Raw genomic sequence first — 14,812 nt, 5'->3', positions numbered from 1 at the left:
TAGCTACGGCAAGAGGGACGGGGTTGGGAGGCTCACAACAACAAAGAAGAGACCCTTATGCACGCCCACGCCCCCGCGCAGGCACGGGGGCGCCCCCCCCCCCCCCCCCCCCCCCCCCCCCCAGACCCCTTCTTCCTGGCTGGAGGCGGTTCAGGACAGCTGACCGTCGTAGTCCGGCAGCTTGAAGGTCTTCTCGGCGTGGCCGCCCGACAGGTCGGTGGGGCTGTTGCCGATGTTGGCGATGATCGTGTAGCCCTTCCGCTCGATGGCGACGCGCTGGGCCGTCTTGTAGTCGGCGACGTTCTTGAACAGGTCGAGGAAGCCACGGACGTGCAGGCCGGAGGACTCGTAGCCGGCCCGGTCGAGGTTCCACTCGGTGGGCGCCTGGATGATGCCGGGGCGGGCGGTCACGAAGAACAGGTCGACACCGCGTTCCTCCGCGTACCGGGCGACCTCCAGAACCGGCTCGTTGGCCGGCTGGGGGAAGCTGAAGCCGAAGTCGGTCTCCAGGGCGGTGTTGTCGACGTCGAGGACGATGGCCTGCTTCTCGCCCGGTCCGGAGTCCGCGATCCGTTGTTCCAGGTAGGGCAGGGCCTGGTCCATGACCGCCTGGCAGTCCCGCTGCCAGGTGCCGTAGTCGACGTCTTCCGCGGCGGTCGGGGCCGCGGTGCCGGCCGCGGGGGAACCCGAGGGAGCGGTGGCCTCGGCCGGTACGGCCAGGGCCACCAGTGCGGTCGCGGAGGCGGCGGTCACCGATACGCGGCGCAACCAGGGGCGTCGGCTTCTCATGTCGTGGGGGTCCTCTCACGTCGTGACGCTGCCAGCATGGCGTGTACATGTTCGTGTACGAGGGTGACGCGAGGTGAACCGTAGGGTTACCGGGCGGTAGGCGCCTAGGGGCCTGCGTCACATTTCTGAAGCGGCACATGCCGCACCCCGGTGACATGCTGCACAGGCGCTATGTCCGGTACTAGCCGGAATAGTGCAAGAGGGGCAAAAGGTAAATCGGACATTCGACGCAAAACCGTGATCGAGCGTCCTGGAATGCGGGTTTCGCCCAATAAGGGGCTTCTGTCAAGAGACGTGCGTCTCACGCGCGGAGTACTAAGGGAAGTCGCAGATCGCACCTTTGCGGCTTTTCAGGCGGAAGGGTTACCACTGAATGGCCACCGCGGCGCGGTCCTGTGTGCCGGGTGGTTTCCTCTGTCCCCTTCCTGGTGAGGTTGAGATGTCCCGGCGCGTTACGTCCCGTTTCTCCCGTACGTCCCTGATCCGCACCCGTGCGGCCGTGCTGGCCGCCGGCATGGGGGCCTCGGTCGCACTGGGGGCCGGGGTCGCGGCCGCTGCCGACACCACGGCCGCGTCCGGTGCGGCCAGTGCCGTTCAGGCGCAGGCCGCCGCCCAGGCCCAGGCCGCGAAGGCCCAGGCCGCGAAGGCCGCGAAGGCCGCCGAGGCCAAGAAGGCTGCCGAGGCCAGGAAGGCTGCCGCCGCGAAGGCAGCCGAGGCCAGGAAGGCCGCGCAGGCCGCCGCCAAGAAGAAGGCCGCGTCCTGGACCGACCCCGTGAAGAGCTACAAGCTCTCCGCGAGCTACGCGGCGAACGGCGGCATGTGGGCCTCCAAGCACTCCGGACAGGACTACGCCGTCCCGACCGGCACCCCCGTCGTCGCCGTCCACGGCGGCACCGTCGTCAAGGCCGGCGGCAACGGCGCCGGCGACGGCCCCGCCTACGGCAACGCCGTCGTCATCAAGCACAGCAACGGCACGTACTCCCAGTACGCCCACCTGTCCTCGGTGAACGTGAACGCCGGCCAGGTCGTCAAGACCGGCCAGAAGATCGCCCTGTCCGGCAACACCGGCAACTCCAGCGGCCCCCACCTGCACTTCGAGATCCGCACCACCCCGAACTACGGCTCCGCCATCGACCCGGCGAAGTTCCTGCGCGCCAACGGCGTCAGCCTCTGACCCCGGACGCGTGACGGCGCTCTAGGCGCTCCCGGCGCCCCGGTGGGCCTGGGTGATCAGATCGGTGGCGACCTCGAGGACGGCCTTGCGCTTCTCCTCGGGGTCGCTTTCCACGTCCTGCAGGACGTGCATCCCCGCGTGCATGGTGAACAGGGCACTGACGCAGCGCACCTGGTCGACGAGATCGGCGTCCGGGTCCATCAGGATGTCCCGCAGTCCGAGCATGCGGGTCTTGAACATCTCGCCGATGCGCAGCTCGCGGACGGTCGCCTGGTTCTCCTGCATGAAGCGGAAGAGCGGGGCCGCGCCCATCAGGGCCTCGCTGTACCGGCGGATGATCTCCTGCTTCGTCTCCAGCGAGTGCGGCTGCTGCCGTCCCCACTCGATCAGCTCCTGCATCGGCCGGGAGAGGCCCTCGAAGATGCTGACGAGGATCTCTTCCTTCGTCTTGAAGTGGTAGTAGAGCGCCGCTTTGGTGACGTCCAGGTGCTCGGCGATCTCGCGCAGAGAGGTCTTCTCGTAGCCCTGCTCGGCGAAGAGTTCGAGCGCCACGTCCTGGATGCGCTGGCGGGTGTTCCCGCGGCGCCGCTGTCTGGTGCCGTCCATGGTGCCGCCCATCCTCCTGCTCGACCCGCCCTTGACGAAAACTTACTTGACGCCCGGCTAGTTGCGCGACTAGCTTCCCAGTGACGTGCACTAGCCGGTCGGCAAGTAAGTAGGGGTGGCCACGCGACGCGGTGGCCGGGGGAGTGGGAATCATGGCGGACACACCGGCGGCGGGGGCCGCTGAGACGGACGGCGGCAAGCAGCCACGCAGTGTGCGGGTGGTCCTGCTCGCACTCATGATCGCGATGATGCTCGCGATGCTCGACAACATGATCATCGGCACGGCCATGCCGACGATCGTGGGCGAGCTGGGCGGACTGGAACACTTGTCCTGGGTCGTCACCGCCTACACGCTCGCGACCGCGGCCTCCACCCCGGTCTGGGGCAAGCTCGGCGACATGTACGGGCGCAAGGCCACGTTCATGACCTCGATCGTGATCTTCCTGATCGGCTCCGCGCTCAGCGGCATGGCGCAGAACATGGGTGAGCTGATCGGCTTCCGCGCGGTGCAGGGGCTGGGCGCCGGCGGTCTGATGGTCGGTGTCATGGCGATCGTCGGCGACCTGATCCCGCCCCGTGAGCGCGGCAAGTACCAGGGCATGATGGCCGCCGTGATGGCGCTGGCCATGATCGGCGGGCCCTTGGTCGGCGGCACCATCACCGACAACTGGGGCTGGCGCTGGGCCTTCTACATCAATTTGCCGCTCGGCGCGGTCGCACTGGCCGCCGTGGGCGTCGTACTGCACCTGCCGAAGAAGCGGGCCAAGGCCGGCATCGACTACCTCGGAGTCGCGCTGCTGACCGTCGGCATCACCGCCATCGTGCTGGTCACCACCTGGGGCGGCACGGAGTACGCCTGGACCTCCGCGCGGATCATGGAGCTGATCGGCCTCGGTGTCGCCTCGCTCGTCGGCTTCGTGTTCTGGCAGACCAGGGCCGCCGAACCGGTGGTGCCGCTGCACATCTTCCGCAGCCGCAACTACACGCTGATGTCCGTCATCGGGTTCATCGTCGGCTTCGCGATGTTCGGCGCGACGCTCTTCCTGCCGCTGTACCAGCAGTCCGTACAGGGAGCCTCCGCCACCAACTCCGGTCTGCTGCTGCTGCCGATGCTCGGCGCCATGCTGATCACCTCGATGGTCGCGGGCCGGGTGACCACCAACACCGGGCGGTACAAGGTCTTCCCCGTCCTCGGCAGCGCGCTGATGATCGTAGGCCTGTACCTGCTGTCCACGATGGACACCGGGACCTCCCGCCTCACCTCCGGTGTCTACATGGCCGTGGTCGGCCTCGGCATGGGCTGTCTGATGCAGATCACCATGCTGGTCGCGCAGAACAGCGTGGAGATGAAGGACATGGGCGTGGCGTCCTCCTCCGCCACCCTGTTCCGCACCCTCGGCGCGTCCTTCGGCGTGGCGATCATGGGCGCGCTGTTCAACAACCGCGTGCAGGACGTCATGACCGAGCGGGCCGGCGCGGTGGGCTCCAAGGTGACCGAGCAGTCCGCCCAGCTGGACGCGGAGAGCCTGGCGGAGCTGCCGGTCGCGGCCCGCGAGGCCTACCAGTACGCGGTGTCCTCGGGCACCCACTCCGCGTTCCTCCTGGGTGCCGTGATCGCGGGGGTCGCGCTGGTGGCGTCCGTGTTCGTCAAGGAGGTCCCGCTGAAGGGCGAAGGCCCCGAGAAGGAGAAGACCGACGACGGCGCCCCGGCAGCGGCGGCGGTGACCGAACCCGTCTGAGGGACCGCTTCCCCAGGACACGAAGGCCCTCGGCGGCGCACCCGCGCCCCGGGGGCCGGCCGCGCTGCCGGCCCCCGGGGCGCGGGTGCGGCCGGCCCCCGACGGAGCCGGAGCACGCACCACTGTCGGACCCCCGTGCCACCATCGGTCGTATGGACAAGGCGCGCCGGCTGAGGCTGGCCAAGGACGCGAGGGACCGGGACTGGGCGGACCCGGACCTCGGCCTGGAGGCGGTCGCGGCACACGCGGGCTATTCGCGCTACCACTTCATCCGCGCCTTCAAGGAGACCTACGGCGAGACCCCGGGCCTGCGGCAACTGGTTCTCCTTCACCCAGCGCCGCGAGGGCGGCCTCGACATGGACCAGGACTGGTCCGGCTGAGGCGCCCTACTGGGTCAGTACGGGATACGACCCGGTGCTCGTCGGCGCGTGTCCCGGCAGCCACAGCACGGCGACCGCGCCCTCGGCCGGTAGGCCGTCCGGTGCCCCCGCCGGCCGTACGTTGCGGAAGGTCAGCCGCGCGCCCAGCACCCGGGCCTGACCGGCGGCGATGGTCAGACCCAGGCCGTGACCGCGGCCGGCCCGGTCCGCGCTGCCGGTGCGGAAGCGACTCGGCCCCTCGGCGAGCAGGTTCTCGGGGAAGCCGGGCCCGTGGTCGCGGACCCGGATGACCCGGCCCTCGACGGTGACCTCGATGGGCGGTTTGCCGTGCCTGGCGGCATTGGCGAGCAGGTTGAACAGGACCCGCTCCAGACGCCGGGGATCGGTGGTGACCTCCGACTCGTGCACCACGCGCACCGTGACGTCCGGATCCTTCGCCGCGACCCGCCGGGTGACGAACTCGCCGAGCAGGATGTCCTGCAGCTCCGCCCGTTCGGAGGCGCTGTCCAGCCGGGCCACCTCCAGGACGTCCTCCACGAGCGTGCGCATGGCCTTCGCCCGGTCCAGCACCAGCTCCGTCGGCCGGCCGGGCGGCAGCAGTTCGGCCGCGGTCAGCAGACCGGTCACCGGCGTGCGCAGCTCGTGCGCGATGTCGGCGGTGACCCTGCGCTCGGCCTCCAGCCGCTGCCGCAGCGCGTCCGCCATGGCGTCCACCGCGCTGGCCAGGTCGTCGGTCTCGTCCCGCACCACCCCGCCGATGGCCTCCCGCACCCGGACGTCCGTCTCCCCCTTGGCGACCCGGTTGGCGGCGCTGGCCGCCTTGCGCAGCCGCCGCGACAGATGCCCGCCCACGAGCACGCCGAGCGCGCTGCCGCCCAGCACGACCGTGATGGAACCGATTACCAGGGCCTGGTCGAGGTCCTTGAGGATGTCCGAGCTGCGGTCGGTGAAACCGGAGTGCAGCGACATCACATGACCGTTCTTCAGCGGCACGGCCGCCCAGATGTCCGGCGCCCCGCTCCGGTCGGTCACATAGGTCGCCCGCCGCCCCGCCTCGACCTTCTCCCGCAGCTCCTTCGGCAGCTGGGGATCGTCGATCTTGGTGTTGGGGAAGTTCAGCCGTCCGGACAGCTCGTAGTTGCGCTGGGCGACCATGACGCGTTCGTCGGCCAGATCGCGCGCGTTGTCCAGCATCGACACCCGCGCCGCGTTGTGCACCACCAGACTCAGCACCAGCGCCACGAGCGCCCCGACCACGGCGATGGCCGCACTGAGCTTCCACCTCAGCCCCGCACCGATGTTCGCCCGGTCGACGCACGCCGTCACCAGGCGCCGGAAGTACCCCCGCATCCGCTCGCTCAGGCCTTCAACTTGTAGCCGAAGCCGCGGACCGTCTCGATACGGTCCTGGCCGATCTTCGTACGCAGCCGCTGCACATGGACGTCGACGACCCGCGTGTCACCGCCCCAGCCGTACTCCCACACCCGTTCGAGCAGCTTGTCGCGGGAGAGCACGGTGCCCGGCGCGGCCGCGAATTCCAGCAGCAGCCGCATCTCGGTGGGGGTCAGCGCCACCGGCCGCCCGGCTCTGCGCACCTCCATGCCCTCCGTGTCGATCTCCAGCTCACCGAAGGACAGCATGCCCCCGTCGTCCGGGGTGGTCTGTTCCTCCTTGCCGCCCTCCGCCCGTCCGAAGCGGCGCAGCACCGCACGGATCCGGGCGACCAGAACGGCACCGTCGAACGGCTTGGTCACATAGTCGTCGGCGCCCGCCTCCAGCCCCAGCACCACGTCGATGGAGTCGGCCCGCGCGGACAGCATGATCACCGGCACCATCGACTCGTCCCGGATGCGCCGGCACAGGCTGACCCCGTCGAGCCCGGGCACCATGACGTCGAGGAGCGCGATGTCCGGCCGGTCGGAGCGGAACGCCTCCAGGCCGGACAGCCCGTCGGGCATCGCCGTGACCGCGAAGCCGTCCCGCTCCAGGGCGAGCTGGGTGGCTTCGCGGATGACGTCGTCGTCCTCGACGAACAGGACGTGGGTCTGGTCTGCCATCCCGCTGCTCTCAGTCCTCGTGTGATCCCCGGGCCGGTGTGAGCGCGATCCTCTCGGCCCACCCGGGCGTTTTTGTCGGCCCACCCCACGGACGCGTGAGCCGTGCGGAGGGTTCATCCGTTCATCGGTCGGCATGGCTTTGCCGGTTCACGCCGTGAGCCATGTCTCAGCCGTCGGGCGCCGGCGACGGCTGCGGGCCGGATACCTGCCCGTAGTCGTTGTGCGTGTGGTACTCCTCGCCGAACCTGCCCGACGCCCAGCGGTACGTGATCACGTTCTCGCCGGACGGACTCGACACCGGGTCGCCCCGGTCGTACACCTGCTTGGTCACCACCAGGTCCCCGCGGTCGATCTCCGCGTACACCGGAGGCTCCTCGGCGGCGAACACATTGACATACGAGCCACCCTGGTCGCGGTACACATACGAGCCGACACCCACCGCGTCCCCGCAGGTCAGCACGTTGACGACGACGTCGTCGACGGCCCCTCCGGTGAGATTCCCGTAGCTCACGTCGACGGGGTACTCGTTGGCGACGCACGGCTTGAGCTCTCGCTTGACCTCCGTCGAGACCGCCGGGTCCGCCTTGACCAGCCGGACCGCGTCCACCCGGTCCGGGGTCCGCGAGGGGGAGCCCACCGGAGCGGCCGCGCTCGCCACCGAGTCCGCGCGCGCCGGGCCTTCGTCCCGGGCTCCGGTGCCGCCCGTGCCGCAGCCGACGCCGAACAGCACGGCAGCGGCGAACACGGCCGTCACCGCGGTCGCCGCCCGGGCGGTCGTCCGGGACCGCGTGGGCCCCGCGCCGGTCAGGCCGCGCAACGCTCCCGCTCCTCACGCTCCAGCGCGCGTGCGTCCCGATCCCGCGCCTCCAGCTCCTCGCGGAGCCGGGCGAGTGCCCGGTGCAGCGTGCTCTTGACCGTTCCGGCCGACATGCCGAGTGCGGCGGCCGTCTCGTCCGTGGACATCTGCTCCCAGTGTCGCAGCACCACGACACTGCGCTGCTTCGGGGCGAGCACCTTCAGTACGTCCATCAGCAGGGCGCGGTCCGCGTGCTGCTCGGTGGCGTCGTCCACACACGGCTCCGGGAGCTGCTCGGTGGGCACCTCCTCCAGCTTGCGGGCCCGCCACCACTCCGTCCGCGTATTGATCATGACCCGGCGCAGATAGGCGTCCGCCAGCCGCTTGTCCTCGATCGTCTCCCAGCGGCCGTACGTCCGGGCCAGCGCGGTCTGCAGCAGGTCCTGCGCGTCCACGGGGTCCGGTACCAGACGGCGGGCGCTGCGCAACAGTGCGTCCTGCCGGATGCGGACGTATTCCTCGAACTCGAGCACCTCGCCCTGCGCCATGGTGAACCGCCTTCCGCTCCCCGTTCCGGCCCGCTCACCGAGCCGGCCGTACCGCCTGTGTTCCTTGGGTCGTCGTGCTCTCGTCGAGCACGTGATCGAAGGTACGGAAGCGTTGTCACGGCACTGTCCGAAGCAGCTTGCGGGCAGCACTCGGCTGTCCGTCGGTTGTGTAACGGAAGCAGAAACGGGGTGAAGCGGGCGGGTGGTTGATGCAGTTATGGGGCGCTATCGCTGGTCGTGTCGTTGTGACGGGTGTGAGTGACCGTGGAACGAATCCGGCCAGGGCCGGTCGGTGCCTGTGGGCGGCCGGGGGACGGGCTGGGGCGGGGCCGGGGAGCGGATCGGGAGCGGGGTGGGGACGGGATCGGGGGGCCAGGACCGGAAACAGGGTGGGTCAGGGTCAGGAGGCTCAGGGTCAGGTCAGCGGCAGCCGGTACAGGCCGCCCGGCATCGGCTCCACCAGCCCGTCGGCGACCAGCCCGTCCAGCGCGCGGGCACGCTGCACCGGCTCCTGCCACACCCGGTCCAGCGTGGCCTGTGGCACCGGTCCGTGCGCCTCCCGCAACACGGCCAGCAGCCGCCCGCGGACCTGACGGTCCGTCCCCGCGTACGTCTGGCCCCGGCGCGGCGGGCCGTCGTGGGCCGGCTTGCCCGCCAGCCGCCAGGCGCACTGCGCGGAGATCGGGCAGCGCTGGCACGACTCGTTCTTCGCTGTGCACACCAGTGCGCCCAGCTCCATGGAGGCGGCGGCCCACCGTGCGGCGGTGGCGGCGTCCTCCGGCAGCAGGGTGCGGGCGAGCCGGCGCTCGGCGGCGGTGGTGGCGTTCGGCGGGTACTGCGCACCGGTGACCGCGCGGGCGAACACCCGGCGGACATTGGTGTCGAGCACCGCATGCCGCTGCCCGTAGGCGAACGACGCCACGGCCGCGGCGGTGTACTCCCCGATGCCGGGCAGCGCCAGCAACTGGGCGTGGTCCGCCGGTACGTCACCGCCGTGACGTTCCGTTATGGCCACGGCGGCGCCGTGCAGCCGGAGCGCGCGACGCGGGTACCCGAGCCTTCCCCAGGCGCGGACGGCCTCGCCGGGTGCCTCCACCGCTAGGTCGGCGGGGCGCGGCCAGCGGGCCAGCCACTGCTCGTAGACGGGCAGGACCCGGTTCACCGGGGTCTGCTGGAGCATGAACTCACTGACCATCACTCCCCATGCGCCGGCCTCCGGGCGCCGCCACGGCAGGTCCCGGGCGTGCTCGTCGAACCAGTCGATGACGGGGGAGTGCAGCGGCTCACCGGGAGCACGCTCGGACGTGGAATCGGCGGTGCCGCCGTGCGGGGGCTTCGTTGGAGCAGTCATGACCCACCGATCCTCCCACGCCGGGGCCCGCCTCCGGGGGCAGCGCCACGGGTGTCCGGGGCACGGGACGCCGACAAGGGCACCGCTCACCGGGAGAGCCCCGCTCCCCCGCCCCGCCCTGTCTGCTTCCCCCGCCCCGCGCCGACCATCCCGCGCCGCCGGGCACACCAGAGGGAAACGAGGCACCTGACGATCGGCAGCAGTGGCACTCCCGCGGTCGCTTGTAGCGTCGAGGCATGGAAGGTGATCGCCTCGTCGTGCTCGGCAGGGGCTGCCTGCTCTGGGCAGCCCTGGCCCTGCCGGTGATCTCCGTCGACCGGCTCGGGCTCAATGAGCCGCGCCCGCTCCGGGAGCAGCTCGCCGCGCTGGCGGTGCTCGCCGTCGCCACCGCCGTGGCCCGCCGCCGCCCCCTCACCGCCTTCGGGCTGACGGCCGCGCTGAGCCTCGCGTCCGCACCGGCGTTGTTCAGCCTCTTCTGCGGCCCCGCGCTCGCCGTGTTCGCCCTGCTGCTCGGTCTGCGGGCTGCCCGTACCGCTCCCGCGGCACTCTGCTTCGCCGCCGTCGGCTGCGCCGGCACCGTGAAGATCGCGGTCGTGGGACTCGATCCGGTCCCCCAGTGGCTCGTCCTGACCGGCACCCTCCTCTTCGGCTGTGTCTTCCCCTGGCTCGGCGGGCGTTACTGGCGGCAGAGCCGGGAGCTCACCGCGGCGGGATGGCTGCGGGCGGCCCGCCTGGAGGAGGGGCAGCGCCTCGCCGAGGAACGCGCCCGCCTGCGCGAGCGGGCCAGGATCGCCCAGGACACGCACGACTCCCTGGGCCACGAGCTGAGCCTCATCGCCTTGCGCGCGGGGGCTCTCCAGGTCGCCCCGGACCTCCCCAGCCACCACCGTGCCGCCGCGGCCGACCTGCGCGCGGCGGCCGCGGACGCCACGGAGCGGCTGCAGCGCATCATCGGGGTCCTGCGGGGGGAGGACGACGAACCCGTGCCGCTCGCTCCGGCCGGTGAGAACGTCGAGCAACTCGTCGCCCGCGCGGCCGAGTCCGGGCTGCCGGTGCGCTGGGAGGCGGACGCGCGGGGTGCGGCCGCACCACCCGGCGGGGTCGCGGAGCGGCTGCTGCACCGGGTGACCAGGGAGGCGCTGACCAACGCGGCACGGCACGCACCGGGCGCACCTGTCGTCGTGTCGGTGACCGGGGACGACACGCAAGGAGCGACTGTCACCATCACCAACGGCCGTCCCACGGGGAGGAGTTCCCCGGCGTCCGGCGGAGGTTCTGGCCTGCCCGGGCTGCGTGCCGGCCCCGCCACCATCCGGCCACGAACAGCGCCACAAAGACCAGCAGCCCGGCCTCCGTTCCGATCTCGGCCGTGTGCTGCACCCATGTCGGGGTGTCCTGGGCGTAGTCGGTGATGTCGCGGTAGAGACCGCCGTCCACGAAGTCCATGGGTCACGGACCGTAGGTGAGAGGCCGGAACGGTCACACCCTGCGATCGTCGTGTGCCGCACCTGACGAAAGTCAGGGGGAGCGGGGTCGCAGCCGGGATGATGATCCGGAAAAGTTGTGGATCTGAGCGGCGGGTGGGACAAGCGAACGCGCCGATCTCTCGTAAGGTTTGCGCCGTGGGATCTCTGCGCAATCCGGTCGGGCCGCTTCCCTCCACCATCTACTGGCGGCGGAGGGCCGTACTGCTGTCTCTGCTGGCCCTGTTGGCGTTGTTGATCACCTGGGTCGTTGTCTCCGGCGGCGGGGGCGGGGGCGGCAGTGACAACGGGGCCAACGGCAAGAATCCCGCGCCGTCCATCACACCGGGGCCGTCGAGTTCGGGGCCGGCGATCAGCCAGGCGCCGGGCGGGCGTGACGAATCGGGTGACGGCGGGTCCGGGTCCGGCGGGTCGGACGGGTCCGGTGGCTCTTCGTCCGGGTCCGGCGACGACGGAGCCAACGGCGACCCCGCGGACTCCGGCGATACCGGCGGTACCGGCGGTGGCGCGGGGGGCAGCGCGGGTGGCGGTTCCGAGGGCGGTACGTCGGCCGGGGTCGGCGCGGGGGACGCGTTGCCGGCCGGGTCCGGGCTGCCCAACTGCTCGGCGACCGCGGTCACGTTCAGTCTGCGCAGCGCACGCAACGCCTACGAGCCCGGGCAGACACCCACGTTCCTGCTGACCGCGCGGAACACCTCCGGCAGCGATTGCAAGATCGATCTCGGCCCGGAGCGTGCGGTGTTGACGGTCACTCAGGCGAGCGGTGACGCCACGTACTGGGCGTCGGACGACTGCCCGAAGGGGGCACGGAGCCTGGTGTTCCGGGTGCCGGCGGAGGACAGCATCACCTACACGGTGAAGTGGGACCGCAAGGCGAGTGCGCCGGAGTGCGCGACCCCGAAGGCGGGGGCGGCGAAGGCGGGCACCTACCTGGTGGAGGCGAAGGCGCCGGGGTTCGAGAAGGTGCGGACGTCGTTCGTGCTGAAGGCGGATTAGTCGGCCGGCGGACGTTGCGCGGTCCCGCGCCGGCGGAGTGCCTTTCCCGCCGCGCGCCCCTGCCGCCCCTGGGCATCTCCCGGACCTCCCGTGCACGGGAGGAGGCGCGACTCCCGCGGTCGGCGGCCGGCGCCTCTAGACGTACCGCTCGAGGATCGAGCTCTCCGCCAGCCGCGACAGTCCCTCACGCACGCTGCGCGCCCGCGCCTCGCCGACACCGTCCACCGTCTGGAGGTCGTCCACGCTGGCGGCGAGCAGCTTCTGCAGCCCGCCGAAGTGCTCCACCAGCCGGTCGATGATCGCTCCCGGCAGCCTCGGCACCTTGGCCAGCAGGCGGAAGCCGCGGGGGGAGACCGCCGAGTCCAGGGTCTCGGGGGAGCCGGTGTAGCCGAGGGCCCGGGCCACCGTCGACAGCTCCAGCAGCTCCGCGTGGGTGAGCACGTTCAGCTCGTGCAGGGCCTCGTCGACCGTGCGGGAGCGCTTGGCGGTGGGCTCGGGCACGTAATCCCGCACGACCAGCTCGCGCTCGGGTTCCACACCCGCGATCAACTCGTCGAGCTGGAGGGCGAGGAGACGCCCGTCGGTGCCCAGTTCGACCACGTATTCGGCGATTTCGGTGGCGATGCGGCGCACCATCTCCAGTCGCTGCGCGACCGCCGAGACGTCCCGGACGGTCACCAGGTCCTCGATCTCCAGCGCCGACAGCGTGCCGGCGACCTCGTCGAGGCGGAGCTTGTAGCGCTCCAGGGTGGCCAGCGCCTGGTTGGCGCGGGACAGGATCGCCGCGGAGTCCTCCAGGACCCGGCGGTGGCCGTCGACGTACAACGCGATCAGGCGCATCGACTGCGACACCGAGACGACGGGGTAGCCGACCTGCTTGGAGACACGGTCGGCGGTGCGGTGCCGGGTGCCGGTCTCCTCGGTGGGGATGGTGGGGTCCGGCACCAACTGGACGCCGGCCCGCAGGATCTTGGACAGGTCGGACGACAGCACGATGCCGCCGTCCAGCTTGCACAGCTCGCGCAGCCGGGTCGCGGCGAATTCGACGTCCAGCACGAAACCGCCACTGCACAGCGTCTCGACGGTCTTGTCGAACCCGAGCACGATGAGACCACCGGTGTTGCCGCGGAGTACACGCTCCAGGCCGTCACGCAGGCTGGTGCCGGGTGCCACGGCGCTCAGCGAGGCGCGCATCAGGCCCTCGGAACCGGCACTCCCACCGGACTTTCCGGGAGCTCCTGCCCGGTCGTTGGCTGCCACTGCACTCCTCCGGTCGCAGTTCTGGGGCGCCGCCGTTTCGCGCACTCGGTTCGTACGGACGGGCGAGACCTGGGCAAAGTCTACCGGCGGTCCCCCTCCTCCCGTGGGGCCTCTCGGCGACGGGAGCGTGGAAGGACGCGCAGTGCGTCCCCTATGTCCGCCACTTCCAGCACCTTCATGCCCGGCGGCACCTTGCCCGGATCGCCCGGAACCAGGGCGTGCGTGAAACCCAGACGGTGCGCCTCGGCGAGCCTGCGCTGGACGCCCGTGACCCGTCTCACCTCGCCCGCGAGGCCGACCTCGCCGATCGCGACCAGGTTCTTGGGCAGAGGGGTGTCGCTCGCCGCCGACGCCAGCGCCAGCGCGACGGCCAGATCCGCGGCCGGTTCGGAGAGCTTCACCCCGCCGACCGTCGCGGAGTAAATGTCCCGTTTGCCCAAGGCGCTGATACGGCCGCGCTGTTCCAGCACCGCGAGCATCATCGACACCCGGGAGGTCTCCAGACCGGACGTCGTGCGCCGGGGTGAGGGGATCTGCGAGTCGACCGTGAGCGCCTGCACTTCCGCGACCAGGGGGCGACGGCCCTCGAGGGTGACGGTCAGGCAGGTCCCCGGGACCGGTTCGGCGCGACGGGTCAGGAAGAGCCCGCTGGGGTCCGCAAGACCGGTGATGCCCTCGTCGTGCAGCTCGAAGCAGCCGACCTCGTCCGTCGTGCCGTAGCGGTTCTTGACGCCGCGCACCAGGCGCAGGCGCGCGTGCCGGTCGCCCTCGAAGTGCAGGACGACGTCCACCAGGTGCTCCAGCAGACGCGGCCCGGCGATCGCGCCGTCCTTGGTGACGTGTCCCACAAGGAGGGTGGACATCCCGCGCTCCTTGGAGGCCCGGATCAGCGCGCCCGCCACCTCGCGGACCTGGGCCATGCCGCCCGGGGCACCGTCGATCTCGGGGGAGGCCACCGTCTGCACCGAGTCCATGATCAGCAAGGACGGCTTCACCGCGTCCAAATGGCCGAGCACGGCGGCCAGATCCGTCTCGGCGGCGAGATACAGGTGGTCGTCGATGGCGTGGATACGGTCGGCGCGCAGCCGCACCTGGCTCGCCGACTCCTCGCCCGTGACATAGAGCGTGCGGTGCTCCTCGCTCGCCGCCTTGGCCGCGACGTCCAGCAGCAGGGTGGACTTGCCCACACCCGGCTCGCCCGCGACGAGCACCACCGCACCGGGTACGAGTCCCCCGCCGAGCACCCGGTCCAGCTCGGGCACCCCGGTGGAGCGGGCGGTGGCCTGACGGCCGTCGACCTGGCCGATGGGCAGGGCGGAGTTGGTGACCCTGCCGGGTGCCGTCGTACGGACCGCGGGCGTGCCGTACTCCTCGACCGTCCCCCAGGCCTGGCACTCGGGGCAGCGGCCGAGCCACTTGGCCGTCTGCCAGCCGCACTCGGTGCAGCGGTAGGACGGGCGGTCCTTGGACGTCTTGGTACGGGCAGCCATGCGCAAAAGGTAACGGCACGCTCTGACAACCGGCCCGGCACGTCCCCGCCCGACGCCCCGGGCGGGCCCTGCTCACGGGCGGTGAAAGGTTCCTGTCCCCGATTGAGGGATCGTTTCACCCGTACGGATTAAATGTGCCCG

The 14,812-nt window shown here is 71.2% G+C and carries 13 protein-coding genes and 1 pseudogene; 5 read left to right on the top strand and 9 right to left on the bottom strand.

What is annotated here, in order from left to right:
- Positions 1-150 precede the first annotated feature (150 nt).
- Positions 151-789: an HAD family acid phosphatase gene (locus ACZ5C2_RS16905; RefSeq protein WP_468791101.1), complete on the bottom strand. Its 639-nt coding sequence runs from the start codon at positions 787-789 to the stop codon at positions 151-153.
- 439 nt (positions 790-1,228) lie between these two features.
- On the opposite strand from ACZ5C2_RS16905, the gene ACZ5C2_RS16900 reads away from it, so the two are divergent.
- Complete coding sequence (locus ACZ5C2_RS16900) at positions 1,229-1,963, top strand: M23 family metallopeptidase (RefSeq protein WP_468791099.1); 735 nt, start codon at positions 1,229-1,231, stop codon at positions 1,961-1,963.
- A gap of 21 nt (positions 1,964-1,984) precedes the next feature.
- On the opposite strand, the gene ACZ5C2_RS16895 is transcribed toward ACZ5C2_RS16900, so the two are convergent.
- Complete coding sequence (locus tag ACZ5C2_RS16895) at positions 1,985-2,581, bottom strand: TetR/AcrR family transcriptional regulator (RefSeq protein ID WP_468791097.1); 597 nt, start codon at positions 2,579-2,581, stop codon at positions 1,985-1,987.
- Between the two features lie 140 nt (positions 2,582-2,721).
- Here ACZ5C2_RS16895 and ACZ5C2_RS16890 point away from each other — a divergent pair, with 140 nt between their 5' ends.
- Both ACZ5C2_RS16890 and ACZ5C2_RS16885 read left to right on the top strand, forming a co-directional pair.
- On the top strand, positions 2,722-4,308 hold the full coding sequence (locus ACZ5C2_RS16890) for an MDR family MFS transporter (RefSeq protein ID WP_468791095.1): 1,587 nt from the start codon (positions 2,722-2,724) through the stop codon (positions 4,306-4,308).
- 152 nt (positions 4,309-4,460) lie between these two features.
- Positions 4,461-4,616, top strand: a pseudogene (locus tag ACZ5C2_RS16885) (helix-turn-helix transcriptional regulator); the annotation flags it as partial.
- 79 nt (positions 4,617-4,695) lie between these two features.
- Here ACZ5C2_RS16885 and cseC read toward each other — a convergent pair.
- From cseC to ACZ5C2_RS16860, 5 genes are all read right to left on the bottom strand, one after another.
- Positions 4,696-6,039, bottom strand: a complete 1,344-nt coding sequence (gene cseC, locus ACZ5C2_RS16880; RefSeq protein ID WP_468791093.1) for a two-component system sensor histidine kinase CseC — start codon at positions 6,037-6,039, stop codon at positions 4,696-4,698.
- A gap of 8 nt (positions 6,040-6,047) precedes the next feature.
- Positions 6,048-6,746, bottom strand: coding sequence for a two-component system response regulator CseB (gene cseB, locus ACZ5C2_RS16875; protein WP_468791091.1), 699 nt, complete (start codon positions 6,744-6,746; stop codon positions 6,048-6,050).
- A gap of 166 nt (positions 6,747-6,912) precedes the next feature.
- Positions 6,913-7,563 carry a hypothetical protein gene (locus ACZ5C2_RS16870; RefSeq protein WP_468791089.1) on the bottom strand — a complete coding sequence of 217 codons (651 nt, stop codon included), beginning with the start codon at positions 7,561-7,563 and terminating at the stop codon, positions 6,913-6,915.
- Entirely contained in the window at positions 7,551-8,090 is a 540-nt protein-coding gene (locus ACZ5C2_RS16865) for a SigE family RNA polymerase sigma factor (RefSeq protein ID WP_468791087.1), read from the bottom strand. The genes ACZ5C2_RS16870 and ACZ5C2_RS16865 overlap by 13 nt, the downstream gene beginning before the upstream one ends.
- 415 nt (positions 8,091-8,505) lie before the next feature.
- A complete protein-coding gene (locus ACZ5C2_RS16860) occupies positions 8,506-9,441 on the bottom strand; it encodes an HhH-GPD family protein (RefSeq protein ID WP_468791085.1) in 936 nt (311 codons plus the stop codon).
- A gap of 236 nt (positions 9,442-9,677) precedes the next feature.
- Between ACZ5C2_RS16860 and ACZ5C2_RS16855 the strand changes: the two genes are divergently transcribed.
- Together ACZ5C2_RS16855 and ACZ5C2_RS16850 are read left to right on the top strand one after the other, a co-directional pair.
- Positions 9,678-10,853, top strand: coding sequence for a sensor histidine kinase (locus ACZ5C2_RS16855; protein ID WP_468791083.1), 1,176 nt, complete (start codon positions 9,678-9,680; stop codon positions 10,851-10,853).
- Positions 10,854-11,063: 210 nt separating this feature from the next.
- Positions 11,064-11,921, top strand: a complete 858-nt coding sequence (locus ACZ5C2_RS16850) for a hypothetical protein (protein WP_468791081.1) — start codon at positions 11,064-11,066, stop codon at positions 11,919-11,921.
- Between the two features lie 135 nt (positions 11,922-12,056).
- On the opposite strand, the gene disA is transcribed toward ACZ5C2_RS16850, so the two are convergent.
- Together disA and radA are read right to left on the bottom strand one after the other, a co-directional pair.
- A complete protein-coding gene (disA, locus tag ACZ5C2_RS16845) occupies positions 12,057-13,181 on the bottom strand; it encodes a DNA integrity scanning diadenylate cyclase DisA (RefSeq protein WP_468791079.1) in 1,125 nt (374 codons plus the stop codon).
- An 80-nt stretch (positions 13,182-13,261) separates the two neighbouring features.
- A complete protein-coding gene (radA, locus tag ACZ5C2_RS16840) occupies positions 13,262-14,671 on the bottom strand; it encodes a DNA repair protein RadA (protein ID WP_468791077.1) in 1,410 nt (469 codons plus the stop codon).
- Positions 14,672-14,812 lie beyond the last annotated feature (141 nt).

Source organism: Streptomyces sp. NPDC031365 (assembly GCF_055569765.1).
The sequence above is the reverse complement of the archived record's forward strand: the minus strand, read 5'-3'. Positions and strand labels throughout refer to the sequence as shown.